The sequence below is a fragment of the Streptomyces angustmyceticus genome (assembly GCF_019933235.1).
In the GTDB taxonomy this organism is placed as follows: domain Bacteria; phylum Actinomycetota; class Actinomycetes; order Streptomycetales; family Streptomycetaceae; genus Streptomyces; species Streptomyces angustmyceticus.
Window position 1 is genome coordinate 6,950,318 of the sequence record NZ_CP082945.1, and the last position, 19,698, is coordinate 6,970,015.

General features: G+C 73.5%; 16 protein-coding genes. 13 read left to right on the top strand and 3 right to left on the bottom strand.

Annotated features, from left to right (window positions below; translation table 11 throughout):
• The first annotated feature begins 33 nt into the window (after nt 1-33).
• Both K7396_RS31100 and K7396_RS31105 read left to right on the top strand, forming a co-directional pair.
• On the top strand, nt 34-882 hold the full coding sequence (locus K7396_RS31100; protein WP_223660437.1) for an oxygenase MpaB family protein: 849 nt from the start codon (nt 34-36) through the stop codon (nt 880-882).
• A gap of 28 nt (nt 883-910) precedes the next feature.
• Nucleotides 911-3,049, top strand: coding sequence for a serine/threonine-protein kinase (locus K7396_RS31105; RefSeq protein WP_152105072.1), 2,139 nt, complete (start codon nt 911-913; stop codon nt 3,047-3,049).
• On the opposite strand, the gene K7396_RS31110 is transcribed toward K7396_RS31105, so the two are convergent.
• Entirely contained in the window at nt 3,028-4,335 is a 1,308-nt protein-coding gene (locus tag K7396_RS31110) for a glycoside hydrolase family 27 protein (RefSeq protein WP_086717921.1), read from the bottom strand. The two genes, K7396_RS31105 and K7396_RS31110, sit on opposite strands and share 22 nt — an antisense overlap.
• A 180-nt stretch (nt 4,336-4,515) precedes the next feature.
• Between K7396_RS31110 and K7396_RS31115 the strand changes: the two genes are divergently transcribed.
• From K7396_RS31115 to K7396_RS31150, 8 genes are all read left to right on the top strand, one after another.
• Nucleotides 4,516-6,096 (top strand): phytoene desaturase family protein, encoded by a 1,581-nt coding sequence (locus K7396_RS31115; protein ID WP_086717919.1) that lies wholly within the window; start codon nt 4,516-4,518, stop codon nt 6,094-6,096.
• 97 nt (nt 6,097-6,193) lie between these two features.
• Entirely contained in the window at nt 6,194-7,297 is a 1,104-nt protein-coding gene (locus K7396_RS31120) for an NAD(P)H-dependent flavin oxidoreductase (protein WP_086717917.1), read from the top strand.
• Nucleotides 7,298-7,316: 19 nt separating this feature from the next.
• On the top strand, nt 7,317-8,876 hold the full coding sequence (locus K7396_RS31125) for an acyl-CoA synthetase (RefSeq protein ID WP_086717915.1): 1,560 nt from the start codon (nt 7,317-7,319) through the stop codon (nt 8,874-8,876).
• 102 nt (nt 8,877-8,978) lie between these two features.
• Entirely contained in the window at nt 8,979-10,607 is a 1,629-nt protein-coding gene (locus K7396_RS31130) for a fatty acyl-CoA synthetase (RefSeq protein ID WP_086717912.1), read from the top strand.
• Nucleotides 10,608-10,717: 110 nt separating this feature from the next.
• Nucleotides 10,718-11,518, top strand: coding sequence for a VOC family protein (locus tag K7396_RS31135; RefSeq protein ID WP_086717910.1), 801 nt, complete (start codon nt 10,718-10,720; stop codon nt 11,516-11,518).
• A gap of 216 nt (nt 11,519-11,734) precedes the next feature.
• Nucleotides 11,735-12,577: an alpha/beta fold hydrolase gene (locus K7396_RS31140; protein WP_086717908.1), complete on the top strand. Its 843-nt coding sequence runs from the start codon at nt 11,735-11,737 to the stop codon at nt 12,575-12,577.
• A 207-nt stretch (nt 12,578-12,784) separates the two neighbouring features.
• Nucleotides 12,785-13,447 (top strand): maleylpyruvate isomerase family mycothiol-dependent enzyme, encoded by a 663-nt coding sequence (locus K7396_RS31145; RefSeq protein ID WP_086717906.1) that lies wholly within the window; start codon nt 12,785-12,787, stop codon nt 13,445-13,447.
• 3 nt (nt 13,448-13,450) lie between these two features.
• Nucleotides 13,451-13,957 carry a DUF1772 domain-containing protein gene (locus tag K7396_RS31150; protein ID WP_086717904.1) on the top strand — a complete coding sequence of 169 codons (507 nt, stop codon included), beginning with the start codon at nt 13,451-13,453 and terminating at the stop codon, nt 13,955-13,957.
• 100 nt (nt 13,958-14,057) lie between these two features.
• On the opposite strand, the gene paaK is transcribed toward K7396_RS31150, so the two are convergent.
• Nucleotides 14,058-15,368, bottom strand: coding sequence for a phenylacetate--CoA ligase PaaK (gene paaK / locus K7396_RS31155; protein WP_086717925.1), 1,311 nt, complete (start codon nt 15,366-15,368; stop codon nt 14,058-14,060).
• 121 nt (nt 15,369-15,489) lie between these two features.
• Here paaK and K7396_RS31160 point away from each other — a divergent pair, with 121 nt between their 5' ends.
• Both K7396_RS31160 and K7396_RS31165 read left to right on the top strand, forming a co-directional pair.
• Nucleotides 15,490-16,188, top strand: a complete 699-nt coding sequence (locus K7396_RS31160) for an alpha/beta fold hydrolase (RefSeq protein ID WP_086717902.1) — start codon at nt 15,490-15,492, stop codon at nt 16,186-16,188.
• A gap of 108 nt (nt 16,189-16,296) precedes the next feature.
• Entirely contained in the window at nt 16,297-16,944 is a 648-nt protein-coding gene (locus K7396_RS31165; protein ID WP_086717900.1) for a chorismate mutase, read from the top strand.
• Between the two features lie 153 nt (nt 16,945-17,097).
• On the opposite strand, the gene K7396_RS31170 is transcribed toward K7396_RS31165, so the two are convergent.
• Nucleotides 17,098-18,726: an acyl-CoA synthetase gene (locus K7396_RS31170; protein WP_086717898.1), complete on the bottom strand. Its 1,629-nt coding sequence runs from the start codon at nt 18,724-18,726 to the stop codon at nt 17,098-17,100.
• Nucleotides 18,727-18,888: 162 nt separating this feature from the next.
• Between K7396_RS31170 and K7396_RS31175 the strand changes: the two genes are divergently transcribed.
• Entirely contained in the window at nt 18,889-19,689 is an 801-nt protein-coding gene (locus K7396_RS31175; protein ID WP_086717896.1) for a crotonase/enoyl-CoA hydratase family protein, read from the top strand.
• Nucleotides 19,690-19,698: the final 9 nt, after the last annotated feature.

The following is a 19,698-nucleotide window of genomic DNA, read 5'->3' on the forward strand; positions in this document are numbered from 1 at the left end:
GGGCTCTTCGGCCCCCGCTCCGTGACCTGGCAGATGCACAGTGACCCGATGATGTGGATCGCGGGCATCCGTGCGCTGTACCTCCAGGCGCTGCACCCGCGCGCGGTGCGCGGTGTCCTGCAGAACTCCGACTTCCGGCGGGACGCCTGGGGCCGGCTGATGCGGACCGCCCGTTTCGTCGGCACCCTCACCTACGACACCACCGACGCCGCCGAACGGGCCGGTGCCCGGGTCCGCCGCATCCACCGCCTGCTGTCCGCCACCGATCCCGCCACCGGCGAGCGCTACGGCGTCGACGAGCCGGACCTGCTGCTGTGGGTGCACTGCGCGGAAGTGGACTCCTACCTGCAGGTCCTGCGCCGCTCCGGCTACCCTCTCGGCGACGCCCACGCCGACGCCTACCTCGACGAGCAGCGCGAGAGCGCCCGGCTCGTCGGCCTCGATCCGGCCGCCGTGCCCGGCAGCCGGGCCGCGCTCGCCGCCTACTTCGCCCGCGTACGGCCCGAGTTGGCGCCGACCCCCGAGGCCCGCGAGGTGGACGACTTTCTGCGCAGGCCCCCGACCCCGGCCGCCCTCGTACCGGCCCGCGCCCTCCTCTGGCAGCGGGTGGCACAACTCGCCTACGGCACACTCCCGGCGTACGCCCACGAGCTCTACGGACGTCCCGCGCCCCCGCCCGCCACCGTCACCCGGCGGCTCCGGGCCACCGGCCGCCTCCTTCGCGCCATCCCGCCCACGATCCGCTGGCAGCTCCCGCCCCGGCACATCCTGCGCGCCGTCGCGCGCCTGGGTCCCGGCACCCGCCCAGCGCCCTACAAGCTCCGCCCGTCCGCCGCCATACTGGACGGGCCGAAGGACGCGCAGGGGGAACTGCGCGGCTGACCACGGGGGACGGGGGCGGCGATCCATGGTGGTGGAAAACAGACTGATCCAACGGCGGTACCGGCTGCTCGGCACCATCGGGCGCGGCGGCATGGGGGAGGTGTGGCGGGCCCGCGACGAGTCGCTGGGGCGGCAGGTCGCGGTCAAGTGCCTCAAGCCCACGGGGCCGCGGCACGAACCGTCGTTCCTGCAGGTGCTGCGCGAACGTTTCCGCCGCGAGGCCCGGGTCGCCGCCGCGCTCCAGCACCGCGGCATCACCGTCGTCCATGACTTCGGCGAGGACGACGGCACCCTCTTCATCGTCATGGAGCTGCTCAGCGGCCGTAACCTCAGCCAGCTGCTGGACGACAGCCGTCGCCAGCCGCTGCCCGTGCCCGACCTCGTCGAGATCGCCGAGCAGGTCACCGCCGCGCTCGCCTACACCCACGAGCAGGCCGTCGTGCACCGCGACCTCAAACCGGCGAACATCGTCCGGACCGCCGACGGCACGGTCAAGATCTGCGACTTCGGCATCGCCCGCCTCGGCCACGACATCGGCTTCACCGCCCGCCTCACCGGCACCGGCGTCGCCATGGGCAGCCCGCACTACATGTCGCCGGAACAGATCGGCGCCCACGGCGTCGACCACCGCAGCGACCTCTACTCCCTCGGCTGTGTGCTCTACGAGATCGCCACCGGCGTGCCCCCCTTCGACCTGGGCGACGCCTGGGCGGTGCTCGTCGGCCACCGCGACCTGGCCCCCGAGCCGCCCCGCACGCTCCGCCCCGACCTACCCGAGGTCTACGAGCGCATCATCCTCGACCTGCTCGCCAAGGACCCCGACGACCGTCCCAGGGACGCCGGCGAACTGGGCAAACGCCTCGCCGACGCCCGCCGGCCGCAGCCCGCGCGGGACGCCGCGGCCGGCCCGGACGACCTGACGGTCCCCGCCCCGCGGCTGCCCTCCTGGACCCGCGGGATGACCCTCGGCTCGCCGGCGGGCCCCGCCCGGCGGCCGTACGGACACCCGGTGGACCGGGCCACCACGGTCCTCACCGACACCTGGACCGGCGGGTGCGAGGCGCGGAGCGGCGAGGAGTCGCCGCCCGCCGGCATCGCCAGCCCGGCACCGCCGGACGACCGCCGCGCCACCCTCGCCGCGCTGGCCGGCCGGCACACCGCCGCACTGGACCTCGGCCGGCTGGGCCGCTGGGAGGAAGCGGGCGCGGCGCACCGCGCGCTCGCCGCGGAACGCGAGCGGCTCCTCGGCCCCGACCACCCCGACACCCTCACCAGCCGCCTGGAGGCCGGCCACGCCCTGGGCCGTCTCGGCCGGAGCTTCGAGGCGCACCAGATCTACGCCGAGGTGCTGGCGGGCCGCGAGCGCGCGCTGGGCCCCGACCACCCCGACACGCTGAGCTGCCGGCACCACGTCGCGCTGAACCTCGGCCGGCTGGGCCGGCTGGAGGACTGCCGGGCCATGGCCCACGAGGTGGCCGGGGCCCGCGCCCGGGTGCTCGGCGCGCACCACGCCGACACCCTCGCCACCCGCTGCGAACTCGCCCACGTCCTGGGACGGCTGGGCCTGTGGACGGAGGCGCTGCACACCTACCGGGACATCGCGGCCGCGCGCACCGCCGCGCTCGGCCCCGAGCACCCCGATACCCTCTCCGCCCGCTACGAGGTCGGCATCGGCCTCGGCCGGCTCGGCCGCAGCGGCGAGGCCCTGGCGCTCTACCGCGACCTGGCCGCCGCCCGTACCCGCGCCCAGGGCGCCGACGATCCGGAGACGCTGCGGGCCCGGCACGGCCTGGGCGTCAACCTCGGACGGCAGAACCGCTGGCAGGAGGCGCTCGCCGAGGCCCGTGAGGTCGCCGCGGCACGTGCCAGGGTCCTCGGCCCCGACCATCCCGACACCCTGGTCAGCCGCCGGGAGACGGCCGTGGCGCTCGGCTGGCTCGGCCGCTGGGACGAGGCACTGGACCGCTACCGCGAGGTCGCCGACGCCCGCGAACGGGTCCTGGGCGCCGCTCATCTCGACGCCCTGGCCAGCTACGGCGACCTGGCCCAGTGCCTGGAGCAACTGGGCCGCGCGGACGAGGCGGCGGCCCTCCACCGCCGGGTCGCGGCCCTGCGCCGGGAGCGCGCCGCCCGCCGGGGCGCCGGTCAGTCCGGGGTGACGCGGTAGAGCACCGTGCTGTGCGCGGGCACCTCACGCGCCACGATCGTGCCGTCGCTGTCCGTCCGGCGGCCGGTGACCAGATCGTGCAGCCGGTAGGAGTCGGCGTCCGGCAACCCGGCCGTGTCCGCCGTGACCGACAGCGTGCGCGGCGTGTCGCCCGAGTTGAACAGGGCGATCGCCCGGTCGCCGTTCTTCAGCGGCTTGGCCAGCACCGCGGAGCCGTCGTCCTGCTGCACGACGGTCCCCTGGATGCCCAGCGCGTCCTGGTCGACGGCGATGACCTTCTTGTTGCCCAGCACCTTGCGGGCCGCCGCGGACAGGCCGCCGACATCCGTGCTGGAGATCAGCGGCGCCGCCATCATCGCCCACAGCGACATCTGGCTCTGGATCTCCTGCCGGGTCAGGCCCGTGTCGCCGGCCAGCAGGAAGTCCGGGTCGTTCCAGCGGCCGGGGCTCTGCAGGTTCGCCAGCCGGGCGTTGTAGCGGAAGTTGTAGACGATGGACGACCACTTCGCGGCCGGGGTGCTCTTCTGGAGCGCCACGTCCCGCCCGCCCCGCCACAGGTTGCCGAGCTCGGCCGACCAGCCGATGACCCGGTGCCAGACGCTGTCGCCGGCGAACTGGAAGTAGGCCGGCGCCGACACCGAGAAGGTGATCGGGCGGCCGGAGTCCCGCAGCGCACGGCTCATCTGCCCGTACAGGTCCCGGTAGGTCTCCTCCTTGGTGTGCCCCGGGGCGACGGGCACATTGCAGCCGTCCGCCTTGACGTAGTCGACCTTCCAGCGGGCGAACAGCTCCGCGTCTTCCCGGAAATGGCCGAGACTGCCCGGATATTTCTCACAGGTGAGGGTGCCGACGTCCTCGTAGATCCCGAACTTCAGCCCCAGCCGGTGCAGCTCCCGCCCGAGGTGGGCCATGCCGTGCGGGAACTTCGCCGGGTCCGCCGTCAGCTCCCCCCGGGGGCCGCGCTGCCTGCTCATCCAGCAGTCGTCGACGGTGACGGTGCGGTAGCCGCGCCGCGCCAGACCCGAACGGACCAGCGCCCGCGCATTGTCGAGGACGACCTTCTCGTTGATGTCGCACATGTAGTACGACCAGTTGTTCCAGCCCATCGGGGGCGTCGGGGCCAGGTTCGGATAGGCCCCGGCGGCCGTCCGGGCGCCGGGCGCACGGCCCGTACCGGGGGCGGCGGAGGCGGGCGCGGGGGCCGCGAGCAGCCCGGCGGAGCAGGCGGCGACGGCGGTGAGTCCGGCGAGGGTGCGGCCGATGCGGGGTACCGACGAGTGGGACACGGGTCACCTCACGGGTGGGCGGGACGGCCTGCGAAGAGGGCGGCGACGGTGGTGCCGGGGCGGAGCACGGCCGGACGCTAGGAGCAGCCCCATGCCCGGTCAAGAAGCCGCACCGGCCCGGGTGAAGGTTTCAGCCGCCTGCACTCTGGCGACCGGGATCACCGCGTGCTACCAAGGGGCATGCCGGAACGGACTTCGTATGACGCGGTCATCGTCGGCGGCGGGCACAACGGACTGGTGGCCGCCGCCTATCTCGCACGCGCCGGGCACAGCGTGCTGGTGCTGGAGCGGCTGGACCACACCGGTGGTGCCGCCGTGTCGACCCGGGCGTTCGCCGGGGTCGACGCCCGGCTGTCGCGCTACTCCTACCTCGTCAGCCTGCTGCCGCCGAAGATCGTGCGGGATCTCGGGCTGCGCTTCGCGGTCCGCAAGCGCACCGTCTCCTCCTACACGCCCACCGTCCGCGACGGCCGCCCCACCGGTCTCCTGGTCGGCGGCGGCGAGGACCGGACCCGCGCCGCCTTCGCCGAACTCACCGGATCTGAGCGGGAGTTCGCCGCCTGGCAGCGCTTCTACGGCACCACGGCGCGGCTCGCCGAGCGCGTCTTCCCCACCCTGACCGAGCCGCTGCCGACCCGCGCCGCGCTCCGCGCCGTGGTGGACGACGACGCGACCTGGCACGCCCTGTTCGAACGCCCCCTGGGGGAGGCGGTCGAGGAGACCTTCGCCGACGACCTGGTCCGCGGGGTGGTCCTCACCGACGCCCTCATCGGCACCTTCGCCACCGCCCACGACCCGTCGCTGCGTCAGAACCGCTGCTTCCTGTACCACGTCATCGGCGGCGGCACCGGCGACTGGGACGTCCCCCTCGGCGGGATGGGCGCCCTCACCGACGCCCTCGCCGACGCCGCCCGCCGGGCCGGCGCGGAGATCGTCACCGAGTGCGCGGTGACCGGCATCGCGACGGACGGCCGCGGCGCGGAGGTGACCTGCGAACGCGGCACCGTCGGCGCCCGCCGGGTCCTCGTCAACGCCGCTCCGCGCGAGCTGGCCCGCCTGCTGGGCGAGGCCCCGCCGCCACCCGCCGAGGGCGCCCAGCTCAAGGTCAACATGCTGCTCACCCGGCTGCCGCGGCTGCGGGACACCGGAGTGGACCCGCGGGAGGCCTTCTCCGGCACCTTCCACATCGCCGAGGGCTACGATCAGCTGGAGAGCGCCTACCAGCAGGCCGCGTCCGGCGCCCTGCCCGCCTCCCCGCCCTCCGAGATCTACTGCCACTCGCTCACCGACCCCTCGATCCTCGGCGCCGACCTGGTCCGGCAGGGCTACCAGACGCTCACCCTGTTCGGCCTGCACGCCCCCGCGAGCCTGTTCACCGCCGATACCGCCGACCACGCAGCCACCCGCGACCGCCTCCTGGCGGCCACCCTCGCCGAACTGGACCGTCACCTCGCCGAGCCGCTCGCCGACTGCCTGGCCCACGACGCCGACGGCCGCCCCTGCATCGAGGCCCGCTCGCCCCTCGACCTGGACCGCGAACTCGGCCTGCCGGGCGGCAACATCTTCCACCGCGACCTGGCCTTCCCGTACGCGGACCCCTCGGACGAGGACCGCGACGGCACCCGGTCCGCGGCGGCCCGCTGGGGTGTGGCGACCACCCACCCGAACGTGCTCCTGTGCGGTGCGGGCGCGGTGCGGGGCGGGGGAGTGAGCGGCATCCCCGGGCACAACGCGGCGATGGCGGTGCTGGAGGAGGGGTGAGGGGCGGGCGCCGGCCGCTCTCCCCGGCCCGGCATGTTTCTGACGCTGCATCAGAAACTCTCTTCCCTCGTACGGCCCGCTGCGGCATCCTGCGCCCATGCAGACGGAGCTGAGCAACGCCCTGGGAGTCGAGCACGCCGTCTTCGGGTTCACACCCTTCCCCGCGGTCGCCGCGGCGATCACCCGGGCCGGCGGCTTCGGGGTGCTCGGCGCGGTCCGCTACACCGCGCCGGACGAACTCGCCCGCGACCTGGACTGGATGCAGGAGCACACCGACGGGCTGCCCTACGGGCTCGACGTGGTGATGCCCGCCAAGAAGGTCGACGGCGTCACCGAGGCCGAGATCGAGGCGATGATCCCGCAGGAGCACCGCCGCTTCGTCACCGACCTCCTCGACAAGCACCAGGTGCCGCGGCTCGCGGAGGGCGAAACATCCGGCTGGCGGATCACCGGATGGATGGAGCAGGTCGCCCGCACCCAGCTCGACGTGGCCTTCGACTATCCGATCAAGCTCCTGGCCAACGCCCTCGGCTCGCCCCCGCCCGACATCGTCCGGCGCGCCCACGACCACGGCGTCCTCGTCGCCGCGCTCGCCGGCAGCCCGCGCCACGCCCGCCACCACAAGGCCGCCGGCATCGACATCGTCGTCGCCCAGGGGTACGAGGCCGGCGGCCACACGGGCGAGATCGCCACCATGGTCCTCACCCCGGAAGTGGTGGCCGCCGTCGATCCGCTGCCGGTCCTCGCCGCGGGCGGCATCGGCACCGGCGAGCAGATCGCCGCCGGCCTCGCCCTCGGCGCCCAGGGCGTCTGGCTGGGCTCGCTCTGGCTGACCTGCGAGGAGGCCGATCTGCACTCCCGGCGGCTGACCGCGAAGCTGCTCGCCGCGGGGCCGGGCGACACCGTCCGCTCCCGCGCCCTGACCGGCAAACCCGCCCGCCAACTGCGCACCGCATGGACCGACGCCTGGGACGGGCCGGACGGCCCCGGCCCCCTCCCGATGCCGCTGCAGGGACTGCTGGTCGCCGAGGCCAACTCCCGTATCCAGCGGTACGAGGTCGAGCCCCTGCTCGGCACCCCGGTCGGCCAGATCGTCGGCCGGATGAACAGCGAACGCAGCGTAGCGGCCGTCTTCGACGACCTCACCCGCGGCTTCGAGCGGGCCGTCGACCGCATCAACCGCATCGCCGGACGTGCCTGATCCCGAGGAGGACAGCGGAATGACCCACGACTCCCCACCGCCCAACGGCTTCTGGGCGCAGGCCACCGCCGACCCGGACCGCAGGGTCCTGATCGCCCCGGACGGCGAGCAGTGGACCGCCGGGCGGCTGCACGCCGCGTGCAACCGGCTGGTCCACGGCCTGCGCGCGGCGGGGCTGCGGCGGGGTGACGCCTTCGCCGTGGTCCTCCCCAACGGCGTCGAGTTCTTCACCGCCTACCTCGCCGCCTCCCAGGCCGGTTTCTACCTCGTTCCCGTCAACCACCACCTGGTCGGCCCGGAGATCGCCTGGATCGTCGCCGACTCCGGGGCGAAGGTGCTGATCGCGCACGAGCGGTTCGCCGAGGCGGCCCGGCAGGCGGCGGACGAGGCGCACCTGCCCGCCTCCCACCGCTACGCCGTCGGGGCGGCCGACGGCTTCCGGCCCTACGCCCAACTCCTCGACGGACAGCCGGAGTCCGCGCCCGGCGACCGCACGCTGGGCTGGGTCATGAACTACACCTCGGGCACCACCGGACGCCCGCGCGGCATCCGCCGGCCGCTGCCCGGCACCGAGCCCGAGGCCGCTCACCTCGGCGGATTCCTCGCCATCTTCGGCATCCGGCCGTTCGACGACAACGTCCATCTGGTGTGCTCGCCGCTCTACCACACCGCCGTCCTGCAGTTCGCCGGCGCCTCGCTGCACATCGGCCACCGCCTCGTCCTGATGGACAAGTGGACGCCGCAGAGCATGCTGGCCCTGATCGAGGAACACCGCTGCACCCACACCCATATGGTGCCCACCCAGTTCCACCGGCTGCTGGCCCTGCCGGAGGAGACCCGCGCCGCGTACGACGTGCGCTCGATGCGGCACGCCCTGCACGGTGCCGCGCCCTGCCCCGACCACGTCAAACGCGCGATGATCGAGTGGTGGGGCGACTGCGTCGAGGAGTACTACGCGGCCAGCGAGGGCGGCGGCGCCTTCGCGACCGCCGAGGACTGGCTCAAGAAGCCCGGGACGGTCGGCAAAGCCTGGCCGATCAGCGAACTGGCCGTCTTCGACGACGACGGGAACCGGCTGCCCCCGGGCGAACTCGGCACCGTCTACATGAAGATGAGCACCGGCGGCTTCCGCTACCACAAGGACGAGGGCAAGACGGAGAAGAACCGGATCGGCGACTTCTTCACCGTCGGCGACCTCGGGTACCTGGACGCGGACGGCTACCTCTTCCTCCGCGACCGCAAAATCGACATGATCATCTCGGGCGGGGTGAACATCTACCCCGCCGAGATCGAGTCCGTCCTGCTCGCCCACCCCGCGGTCGCCGACGCGGCCGCCTTCGGCATCCCGCACGACGACTGGGGCGAGGAGGTCAAGGCCGTCGTGGAACCCTCCGAGGGCCACCTGCCGGGACCCGAACTGGCCGCGGAGATCATGGCCCACTGCGCGCGGCAGCTGGCCGGCTACAAACGGCCCAAGTCCGTCGACTTCCTCGCCGCCATGCCACGCGACCCCAACGGCAAGCTGTACAAGCGCCGGCTGCGCGAACCGTACTGGGAGGGCCGCGAGCGCGCGGTGTAACGGGCGGTCCGGGACCCGGAGCCCCGGACGGGCGGGAGGCCGCCGCCCCGGGCTCCGGTCGGGTGGCTTGACCGGCGGTGCGGGGCGGCCGAGGATCGCGCCATGACGCCAGCGCGGAGCAACACGGTCGACGGAGTCCTGCGGCGCAGCGCCCGGCGGGTGCCGGGGCGGACCGCGGTGCGGTACGCCGAACGGGCCTGGACCTACCGCGAGCTGGACGACGCGGTGAGCGCCGCGGCCCGGGTGCTGCGCGCCGACGGCCTACGGCCCGGCGACCGGGTCGCCTCCTACGGCCACAACTCGGACGCGTACCTGATCGGGTTCCTGGCCTGCGCCCGCGCCGGACTGGTGCACGTTCCGGTCAACCACGGCCTCACCGGCGAGGACCTGCGCTATCTGCTGGACCAGTCGGGCAGCGCCCTCGTCCTCACCGACACCGCCCTCGCCCACCGGCTGCCGGACACCGTCCGCACCATGCCGCTGTACGGGGCGCCGGACGGACTGCTGGAGCGGCTGGCGGCCGGCGCCGGGGCGGGCGCCGACGAGGGGCCGGCCGGCGAGGGGCCGGGTGCCGGCGGGACGGGCGCCGACGGGTCCGGTGCCGCCGGACCCGACGCCGCCGGGCCGGCGGCCGAGGTGTCCGACGAGGCCCTCGTCCAGCTCCTCTACACCTCGGGAACCACCGCCCTGCCCAAGGGCGCGATGATGACGCACCGCGCCCTGGTGCACGAGTACACCAGCGCCGTCGTCGCCCTCGACCTCAAGGAGACCGACCGGCCGCTGCACTCGCTGCCGCTCTACCACTCCGCGCAGATGCACGTCTTCCTGCTGCCCTACCTGGCGGTGGGCGCGGAGAACACCATCCTGGACGGGCCCGACCCCGACCGGATCTTCGACCTGGTGGAAAAGGGCCTGGCCGACAGCCTGTTCGCGCCGCCGACCGTCTGGATCGCGCTGTCCCGCCACCCCGGCTTCGCCACCCGGGAGCTGAGCGGGCTGCGCAAGGCCTACTACGGTGCCTCGATCATGCCGGTACCGGTCCTGGAGCGGCTCCGCGCCCGGCTGCCCGGGCTCGCCTTCTACAACTGCTTCGGGCAGAGCGAGATCGGGCCGCTGGCCACCGTGCTCGGCCCCGGGGAACACGAGGGCCGGATGGACTCCTGCGGGCGCCCGGTGCTGTTCGTCGAGGCGCGGGTGGTGGACGAGGAGGGCCGGGAGGTGCCCGACGGCACCCGGGGCGAGATCGTCTACCGCTCCCCGCAACTGTGCACCGGCTACTGGGACAAGCCCGAGGAGACCGCCGAGGCGTTCCGCGACGGCTGGTTCCACTCCGGCGACCTCGCCGTCCGCGACGCCGAGGGCTATTTCACGGTGGTCGACCGGGTCAAGGACGTCATCAACTCCGGTGGCGTCCTGGTCGCCTCGCGCCAGGTGGAGGACGTGCTCTACGAGCATCCGCAGGTGGCCGAGGTCGCGGTCATCGGGCTGCCGGACGAGCGCTGGATCGAGGCCGTGACCGCGGTGGTCGTACGGCGCACGGACGGCACGGGCGGTGCCGGGGACGCGGGTGGCGGGCAGGGCGTGGGGGAGCAGGAGCTGATCGAGGCGGCCCGCGCCCGCCTCGCGCCGTTCAAGGCGCCCAAACGGGTGATGTTCGTGGACGCGCTGCCGCGCAACGCCAGTGGCAAGGTCCTCAAGCGGGAGCTGCGGGAACGGTTCGGCGCGCCCTGAGCCGGGCGGGGCCCCGCGCGCGGAAGGGCGGTTGTCAGTGCCCCCTGCCATCCTGAGAAACGGCGGGCACCAGCCGTGCACGTCACCATCCGTGCGACGGAGGAGCACCCATGCTGACGACCCACTACGTCCCGGGCACACCGAACTGGCTGGACCTCGGGGCCCCCGACATCGACGCCGCCGTCTCCTTCTACGGCGCCGTGTTCGGCTGGACCTTCCAGTCGGCCGGCCCGGACTCCGGCGGGTACGGCTTCTTCCAGCTCGACGGCCGGACGGTGGCAGCCGTCGGCCCGCTGATGGACGAGGGTGCGCGGTCCGCCTGGACGGTGTACTTCCACACCCCCGACGCGGACGCCACGCTCACGTTGGTGGAGCAGGCCGGCGGCACGGTGCGCGTCCCCCCGATGGACGTCTTCACCGCGGGCCGGCTGGCCGCGTTCACCGACCCGACGGGCGCCGAGTTCGCCGTGTGGCAGCCGGGCGACGTCCAGGGCCTGGACACCGTCATGGAACCGAACTCCCTGTGCTGGACGGAGCTGTACACCACGGACGCGGCCGCCGCGAAGGACTTCTACCGCTCGGTCTTCTCCTGGAGCCACCAGGACATGCCGATGGGCGGGGACATGATCTATTCCGTCGTCTCCGCGCCGGGCGGCGGCAAGGGCGACGACACCGGGCACGGCGGCATCATGCAGCTGCAGAAGGAACACCTGCAGGCCGGCTCGTCCTCGGAGTGGCACCCGTACTTCGGCGTGACCGACTGCGACGCCACCTTCGCCGCGGCCACCGGCCAGGGCGCCACGGTCCTGATCCCGCCCGTGGACGCGCCGGGCGTCGGCCGGCTGGCGATGGTCAAGGACCCGGCGGGAGCCCCGTTCGCCCTGATCAAGGGGGACCCGACCCTGGCCTGAGCCGCCCCGCCGCCGGTCCGCACCTTCCCCGCCCCGAAAATGCCGGGCCCGCGACGGCCGCAACGCCTATCGTCCCCCGGGGCGGTGGCACGCGTTCCGCTTGGCGGAAGGAAGCGCATGCCGCCGCCGGGCGGAGAGCGCGCGGCGAGCAGAGCACGCCGCACGACGAGCGAGACGGCGGCACGGCCACGCCGCAGGACGGAAGAGGCAGGCGCGGTGGAAGCAGGACGGCAGGAGTGGTGGACGGCCTCGGGAGTCAGGCTGCGCCGGGTCTCCTCCGGCGCCGGGCGCGGAAACTGGCTCTTCGTGCCCGGCGGACCAGGACTCGGCTCCGAGTCCCTGCACGGCCTGGTGGCGGCGGCCCGGGTCCCCGGAACCGCCTGGCTGGTCGATCTGCCCGGCGACGGCTCCAACCGTGACGTCCCAGCGGTCCCGGCCGACCCCTACGCCCACTGGCCGTGCGCCCTCACCGAGGCCGCACGGGCGCTGGACGAGGTGGTGATGGTCGGACACTCCACCGGAGGCATGTTCCTGCTGTCCGTCCCGGAACTCGCGGACCACCTCGCGGGCCTGGCGCTGATCAGCAGCGCCCCGCACGCCGGATGGCGCCCCGCCTTCGCCCGCTACGCCCAGGACCACCCGCTCCCGGACGTCGACGCCGCGGCCGAGCGCTACGCCCGACAGCCCGATGACCGGACCCTGCGTGACCTGACCCTGGCCGCCGCGCCCTGGAACTTCACCCCGTCCGCGTCCGCCGAGGGCCGGGCCCTCCTGACCGGCCTTCCCTACTGCCATGGCGCGGTGGCCTGGGCCGACGCCCACTTCGACGACGACTACCGCGCCCGCTGGACACCACACGCCCTGCCCACCCTGATCGTCAGCGGCGACCAGGACCGCATCGTCGACCAGCGCCTCTGGCGGGACGAGCCCGGCTTCCACGGCCCGCACATCGCCCACCACCGAATCGGCGGCGCCGGCCACTTCCCCTGGATCGAGAACCCCGGCTCCGTCCGCACGGCCTTCGCCGACCTCGCCGCCCGCCTGCCCCGGACGACCTGAGCAACCACAAGGTTTCCTTCGGCTACGCGGACGAGAACGCGCCGGTGAACCAGGTCGCGACCGACCGGGCGGCCTTGGAGGCGACCACCACCTTCCACAGCTGGAGTCCCTCGTGAAATTGCCGGCGACGCGTCATCACCCGTGCTTCTAGGCGCCAGCAGAACCCTCTATTGGAGTGATGTCCGAGTCGGCGGCAGGCTGGAGCGCATGGCGAAAGCGACAGCTGGCAAAGCGAAGAAGGCCGAGGTCAGGGCCGCGATAGCGGCGGAACGGCGAGAACTGGCCGACCTGTTGGACACGCTGCGGGCCGACCAGTGGGACGGGCGGAGCCTGTGCGGGGGATGGCGGGTTCGGGAGGTCGCGGCACATATGTCGATGGGGTTCCGGCTCTCCCTGCCCGCGACGCTGGGCGAGTTGGCCAAGGCGCGCGGAAACCTCCACCGCATGACCGACCGGGTCGCGCGCCGGGACGCGGCCGCCCATTCGCCCACCGCGCTCGCCGCCTTCCTGCGGGACAACGCCGACCACTCCTGGACGCCACCGGTCGGCGGGCTCCCGGCGGCGCTCGGCCACGACGTGGTGCACGGGCTGGACATCACCGTCGCCCTCGGCCTCGACCGGCGCGTCCCCGAGGACCGGCTGCGCATCCTGCTCGACGAGATCCGGCCCAGCGGCCTGAGGTTCTTCGGCGCGGACCTCGACGGCGTGCGGCTGTGCGCCGAGGACCTCGACTGGTCGTACGGCTCCGGCTCGCCGGTGTACGGCCTCGCCCAGGACCTCCTGCTGCTGGCCTATGGCCGCAGAATCCCGGGCGGCCGGCTCCGAGGAGAACCGAGCGGCCGCTTCACCGGTCCGGCCAAGGGAGCCTGAACCGTGCGCACCCGGCTCCTCCTGGCCGTCTCCCTGCTGTCCACCGGTCTGCTCGCCGGCGCCTTCGGCTACGGCGCCGCCAACCTCGTCCCGACGTTCCACGCCGTGCCGATCGGCATGCGGCTCGACTTCCATACCGAGCTGATGGAACGCAACGGGATCACCATGCAGGCAGCGATGGCGGTCTCGGCTCTCGGCGCCCTCGCCCTGGCCGCCCTGACACGCGGCCGGGCCCGGGTCCTCGCCGCGGCGGCAGGGCTCCTGACTGTCACGTCCTTCCTGGTCACCCGGTTCGGAAACGTCCCGATCAACGGCCGTATCAAGCAGTGGGCCGCCACCTCGCCGCCCGCCGGCCATGCGGAGATCCTGCGCCGCTGGGACCTGTGGAACGACGTTCGTACCTGCACCGCCACTGCGGCGTTCGCCGTCCTGATCCGGGTGGCCCTGAGGCATGCAGGCGCACGAGCAAGCACCTCGGAACCCGCGACTGAAACGCGTCGGAACCCGTGAGGGTCGTCTCGACGACCGGTGCGTCAACGGCCCGCCTGCCCGTACGGCGGCAGGAGCCAGCCACCAGTCAACGAAGCCCGCGCCAGGCCGTCTCCGCCCTCTAGTCCCGCGGCCGGGCGTCCACGATGCGCTTGATCTTGCCGACCGAGCGTTCCAGGGTTTCCTGGTCGACGATCTCGACCTCGACCGAGACGCCGATGCCGTCCTTGACCCCGCGTGCGATGAGCCCGGCGGCGACCGTGCGGGTCTCGGGAGTGGTGTCCGGGCGGGCCTCGGCGCGTACGGTCAGGTGGTCCATCCGGCCCTCCCGGGTCAGTCTCAGCTGGAAGTGCGGGGCGACCCCGGGCGTCCGCAGCACGATCTCCTCGACCTGTGCGGGGAAGAGATTGACCCCGCGCAGAATGATCATGTCGTCGCTGCGGCCGGTGATCTTCTCCATCCGGCGGAAGGCGGCCCGCGCGGTGCCGGGCAGCAGCCGGGTCAGGTCACGGGTGCGGTAGCGGACGACCGGCATGGCCTCCTTGGTGAGGGAGGTGAACACCAGCTCGCCGTGCGCCCCGTCCGGCAGCACCTCGCCGGTGATCGGGTCGACCACCTCCGGGTAGAAGTGGTCCTCCCAGATGTGGAGCCCGTCCTTGGTCTCCAGGCACTCCTGGGCGACGCCCGGACCCATCACCTCCGACAGGCCGTAGATGTCCACGGCGTCGATGGCGAACCGCTCCTCGATCTCCCGGCGCATCTCCTGCGTCCAGGGCTCGGCGCCGAAGACACCCACCCGGAGCGAGGTCGTACGGGGATCGATGCCCTGGCGCTCGAACTCGTCCAGCAGGGTGAGCATGTAGGACGGCGTGACCATGATGATCTCCGGCCGGAGGTCCTGGATGAGCTGCACCTGCCGGCTGGTCATCCCGCCGGACGCGGGGACGACCGTGCAGCCGAGCCGTTCGGCGCCGTAGTGGGCGCCCAGCCCGCCGGTGAACAGGCCGTATCCGTAGGCGACATGGACGGTGTGTCCGGGGCGGGCGCCGGCCGCGCGGAGGGAGCGCGCGACGACGTCCGACCAGTGCGACAGGTCGCGGTCGGTGTAGCCGACGATCGTCGGCCGGCCCGTGGTGCCGCTGGAGGCGTGGATGCGGCGCACCGTGTCCTTCGGGACGGCGAACATCCCGAAGGGGTACTGGGCGCGCAGATCGTCCTTGACGGTGAACGGGAAGCGGGCCAGATCGGCGAGCGAGCGGCAGTCCCGCGGATGCACCCCGGCCCGGTCGAAGGACTCCCGGTAGAACGGGACGTGGTCGTAGGCGTGCTGCAACGAGGCGCGCAGCCGTGTCAGTTGCAGGGCGTGCAACGCGTCCGCGGAGAGCCGCTCCGCTTCGTCGAACGTCTCACTGCCCGTAGCCGCTTCCGGCATGGAGTTCACCGCCTCGTGTCCCTACCGATCATTCGGTAGCCGCATGCTGATCCAAGTAATCAGCGCGCGGCGAACACGTCAAGGGGCGTGGCGCCGGTACCTCCCGGGTAGCGTCCAGCGCATGAGTGACGTCCGGAAAGTGCAGGTCGGTGAGGTCCAGCTGGCATACCGAGTGTGGGGAGAGGAGGACGCGCCCCCGGCCGTGCTGCTGCACTGCCTCGGGGAGGACGGCGAGGACTGGCGCGGTGTCGTCGGCCGGCTCGCCGGCACCCATCGGGTCTACGCCCTCGATCAGCGCGGTCACGGGCTCAGCGACTGGCCCGGCGAGTACGGTTTCGCCCGCTGGCGCGACGATGCGGCCGGTTTCCTGGAGGCGCTCGGCCTGGCGCGGGTGACCCTGATCGGGCACTCGATGGGCGCGGTGGCCGCGCTCCTGCTGGCGGCGGAACGGCCCGAGCTGGTGGACCGCCTGGTCCTGGAGGAGGTGCCTCCGCCGCTGCCCGCCGACCCGCCGCAGGAGGTGCCGGAGCAGCCGGCCGGCCCGCCGTCGTTCGACTGGCCGGTCAAGACCGCGGTGGTGGCCGAGCGCAACGCGCCCGATCCGCGGTGGTGGGAGGCGCTCGCGAAGATCACCGCCCCGACCCTGGTCATCGCCGGCGGCGACTCCGTGCTCGCCCCGGCGGAGCAGCGCGCCGAGCTGGTCGAGCGGATCCCCGACGCCCGCCTGGTGACGGTGGAGGGCGCCGGTCATCTCGTCCACGAGGAGCGTCCCGGGGAGTTCCTCGCCGCGGTCACCTCGTTCCTCGCACCGCAGTCGTAGCCCGCCGCGCGGCCGGGGGTGCCGCCCTCGCCCGGCTCTTCTAGGGTCGAAGCCGAATGCCGTCCGCTGGATTCCCCGGAGGTTCCGGGGTTCGAGAGAGGCCGAACCGTGCAGCTGACCCGCTCGATGCGCAGCGCCCTGGCCGTCGGCGCGGCCGCGGCCGTCCTGTGCACCGGAACCGGCGCGGCCACCGCGGCGGCGCCGGTGCACCCGGTCGCCGCGGCGCCCGGCCACCCGGCCGCACCGGCCCCCGCCACCGCGCACTCCCCGAACGGCCCGCTCCGGCCGCTCGCCGCGCTGTCGGCCGGGCGGCTGGCCACCGGCGATCTGGTGGCCGCGGCGAAGTGGGGCACCGACAGCCCGATCGACGATCCGGCGCGCGAGCGGGAGGTGCTGAGCACGGTGGCGGACCAGGCCCGGCAGCTGGGCGGCGACCCTGCCGTCACGGTGCGGGTCTTCCGGGACCAGATCGAGGCCAACAAGGCCGTGCAGCGCGGGCTGTACCGCCGGTGGGACGCGAACCCGGGGCAGGCGCCCACCGAGCGGCCCGACCTCCAGGAGGTCCGCAAGGAGATCAACCGCGTCAACGGCGCGCTGGTGCGGGCGCTGGCCGGCTCCGCCCGCGCCCGCTCGGCGCCGTCCTGCGCCCCGCGGCTGGCCGCGGCCGCCGTGCGCGTACGCCAGGAACGGCACCTGGACGGACTGCACACGGCGGCCCTGGCCCGCTCGCTGCGCTCGGTCTGCGCCGGAACCTGACCGGCGGCGGCCCGCCAGGACCGGCTCGCCCGGCCCGGCCCGCCGCAGGGCCGGGCGTCGTGCCCCGTCCGTCTGCCCGTAGGCGCCCGCCCGTCGTCAGCGGCGGCCCGGCCGGGCAGGGCCCGGGGCGCCCCGCCCGCCAAGCCGCCCGACTCAGCCCGTCAGCCCGCCCGCCGCCACCGCTCTCGCCCAGCGGTAGTCCGCCTTGCCGCTGGGCGAACGGCGGATGTGGTCGGTGAAGACGACGGCACGCGGGATCTTGTACCCGGCCAGCCGGTTCCGGCAGTGCAGCTGCACGCCCGCCAGGTCCAGCGGTCCCGCGCCGGGACGCAGTTGCACCACGGCCGCCACCCGGTTGCCCCACCGCGCGTCCGGCACGCCCGCCACCAGCGCGTCATAGACGTCCGGATGCGCCTTCAGGGCCTGCTCGACCTCCTCCGGGTAGACCTTTTCCCCGCCGGAGTTGATGCACTGCGAGCCCCGGCCGAGGACGGTGACGATGCCCGCCTCGTCCACGGTCGCCATGTCGCCCAGCAGCACCCACCGGTCCCCGCGCGCCTCGAAGAACGTCTCGGCGGTCTTCTTCGGGTCGTTGTAATAGCCCAGCGGGACGTGTCCGCGCAGCGCGATCCGGCCCACCTCGCCGGGCGGGGCCGGCTCGTGGGTCGCCGGGTCCACCACCGCCGTACGGGCGTTGACGTGCAGCCGGAAGCCCTTGGCGGGGCCGGAGTCGTCGGTGGCGGTGCCGTTGAACCCGGACTCCGACGAGCCGAAGTTGTTGAGCAGCATGACCTGCGGGAGCAGCGCGGCGAACTGTGCGCGGACGGTCTCGGAGAGGATCGCGCCGGAGCTGCTGACGCTGAACAGCGAGGAGCAGTCGGTGCCCTTGAGCGGCCCGGCGAGCGCGTCCACGAGCGGACGCAGCATCGCGTCACCCACCAGCGAGACGCTGGTGACCCGCTCCCGCTCGATGGTCCGCAGCACCTCCTCGGGCACGAACTTGCGGTGGATGACGACCTTCTGGCCGAAGTGGAAGGCGATGAACGCGGTGAGGGTGGAGGTGCCGTGCATCAGCGGGGGAGCGGGGAAGAAGACGATGCCGTCGCCGCCGGCCGCGACCCGCTCGGCCAGCTCCCGCGGTCGCCGCACCGGCTCGCCGGTCGGCGCCCCGCCGCCCATCCCGGCGAAGAAGAGGTCCTCGTGGCGCCACATCACGCCCTTGGGCATACCGGTGGTGCCGCCGGTGTAGATCACGATCTGGTCGTCGGCCGAGCGCGGCCCGAAGCCGCGCGCGGGGGAGGCGGCGGCCTCGGCGTCCGCGAGCGCGACGGGCGCGATCGGCGGCTCGGGGGCGCCGGCGGGCGGGGTGCCGACCCGTACGAGGTGCCGTAGCCGGGGTGCCTGGGGAAGCGCGGCGGCCACCCGCGCGGTGAACTCCGCGTCGAAGACCAGCGCCACCAGGTCGGCGTCCCGGTAGAGGTAGACCAACTCCTCTTCGACGTACCGGTAGTTGACGTTCACCGGGACGGCCCGGATCTTCAGGCAGGCGTAGACGGCCTGGAGGTACTCGACGCCGTTGTAGAGGTGCAGCCCGACGTGCGTCCCCGGGCCGATGCCGCGCTCTTCGAGGTGGTGGGCCAGGCGGTTGGCGGCGCGGTCGAGTTCGGCGTAGGTCAGCCGCCGTTCGCCGCCGGTCCCCGGATGGTCGACGTACACCAGTGCCTCGCGGTCGGGGACCGTGTCGACGATCGACTCGAAGAGGTCGGCAAGGTTGTACTCCACGTCTCCTCCAGACCGGGCGGCGTCGGCTTGGCGGTCATTAGAGCGCCGCCGGAAGGAGCAGGGAAGGGCCGTGGCGAAGAAATCTGACTACCTGTCAGAAAGGTCTTGAAGTCGGTGTGCGGCTCCTGCAACCTGTTCTCCGTCGTGAGACGGGAGGACGGAATGGGCAGCACGGAACATCTGTCGGCGGAGCGCGCCGGCGCGACACTGGTGCTCACCCTCAACCGGCCGGAGGCGAAGAACGCGCTCTCGCTGCCGATGCTGGTGGGCCTGTACGACGGCTGGATCACCGCCGACGAGGACGACACGATCCGCTCCGTCGTCCTCACCGGCGCCGGCGGCACCTTCTGCGCCGGCATGGACCTCAAGGCCCTCGCGGGCGACGGCCTGACCGGCGAGCACTACCGCGAGCGGCTGCGCGCCGACCCCGACCTGCACTGGAAGGCGATGCTGCGGCACCACCGCCCCCGCAAACCCGTGATCGCCGCCGTCGAGGGCCACTGCGTCGCGGGCGGCACCGAGATCCTCCAGGGCACCGACATCCGCGTCGCCGGCGAGAGCGCCACCTTCGGGCTCTACGAGGTCCGGCGCGGCCTGTTCCCGATCGGAGGTTCCACCGTCCGCCTCGCCCGCCAGATCCCCCGCACCCACGCCCTGGAGATGCTGCTCACCGGCCGGCCCTACCCCGCGCGCGAGGCCGAGCGCATCGGTCTTATCGGCCATGTCGTCCCCGAGGGGACCGCGCTGGACAAGGCCCTGGAGATCGCGGAACTGATCAACGGCTGCGGCCCGCTCGCCGTCGAAGCCGTCAAGGCATCCGTCTACGAGACCGCCGAGATGACCGAGACCGACGGGCTCGCGGCCGAACTCGCCCGCGGCTGGCCGGTCTTCGACACCGCCGACGCCAAAGAGGGCTCCCGGGCCTTCGCCGAGAAGCGCCCACCCGTCTACCGGCGCGCCTGACCCAAGGAG

Bases quoted from the DNA above. Each gene is read 5' to 3' on its own strand.
- K7396_RS31160 (WP_086717902.1), top strand. From the start codon at position 15,490: ATGAGTGACGTCCGGAAAGTGCAGGTCGGTGAGGTCCAGCTGGCATAC.
- K7396_RS31175 (WP_086717896.1), top strand. From the start codon at position 18,889: ATGGGCAGCACGGAACATCTGTCGGCGGAGCGCGCCGGCGCGACACTG.
- K7396_RS31145 (WP_086717906.1), top strand. From the start codon at position 12,785: ATGGCGAAAGCGACAGCTGGCAAAGCGAAGAAGGCCGAGGTCAGGGCC.
- K7396_RS31130 (WP_086717912.1), top strand. From the start codon at position 8,979: ATGACGCCAGCGCGGAGCAACACGGTCGACGGAGTCCTGCGGCGCAGC.
- K7396_RS31135 (WP_086717910.1), top strand. From the start codon at position 10,718: ATGCTGACGACCCACTACGTCCCGGGCACACCGAACTGGCTGGACCTC.
- K7396_RS31125 (WP_086717915.1), top strand. From the start codon at position 7,317: ATGACCCACGACTCCCCACCGCCCAACGGCTTCTGGGCGCAGGCCACC.
- K7396_RS31115 (WP_086717919.1), top strand. From the start codon at position 4,516: ATGCCGGAACGGACTTCGTATGACGCGGTCATCGTCGGCGGCGGGCAC.
- K7396_RS31120 (WP_086717917.1), top strand. From the start codon at position 6,194: ATGCAGACGGAGCTGAGCAACGCCCTGGGAGTCGAGCACGCCGTCTTC.
- paaK (WP_086717925.1), bottom strand. From the start codon at position 15,368: ATGCCGGAAGCGGCTACGGGCAGTGAGACGTTCGACGAAGCGGAGCGG.
- K7396_RS31100 (WP_223660437.1), top strand. From the start codon at position 34: ATGCACAGTGACCCGATGATGTGGATCGCGGGCATCCGTGCGCTGTAC.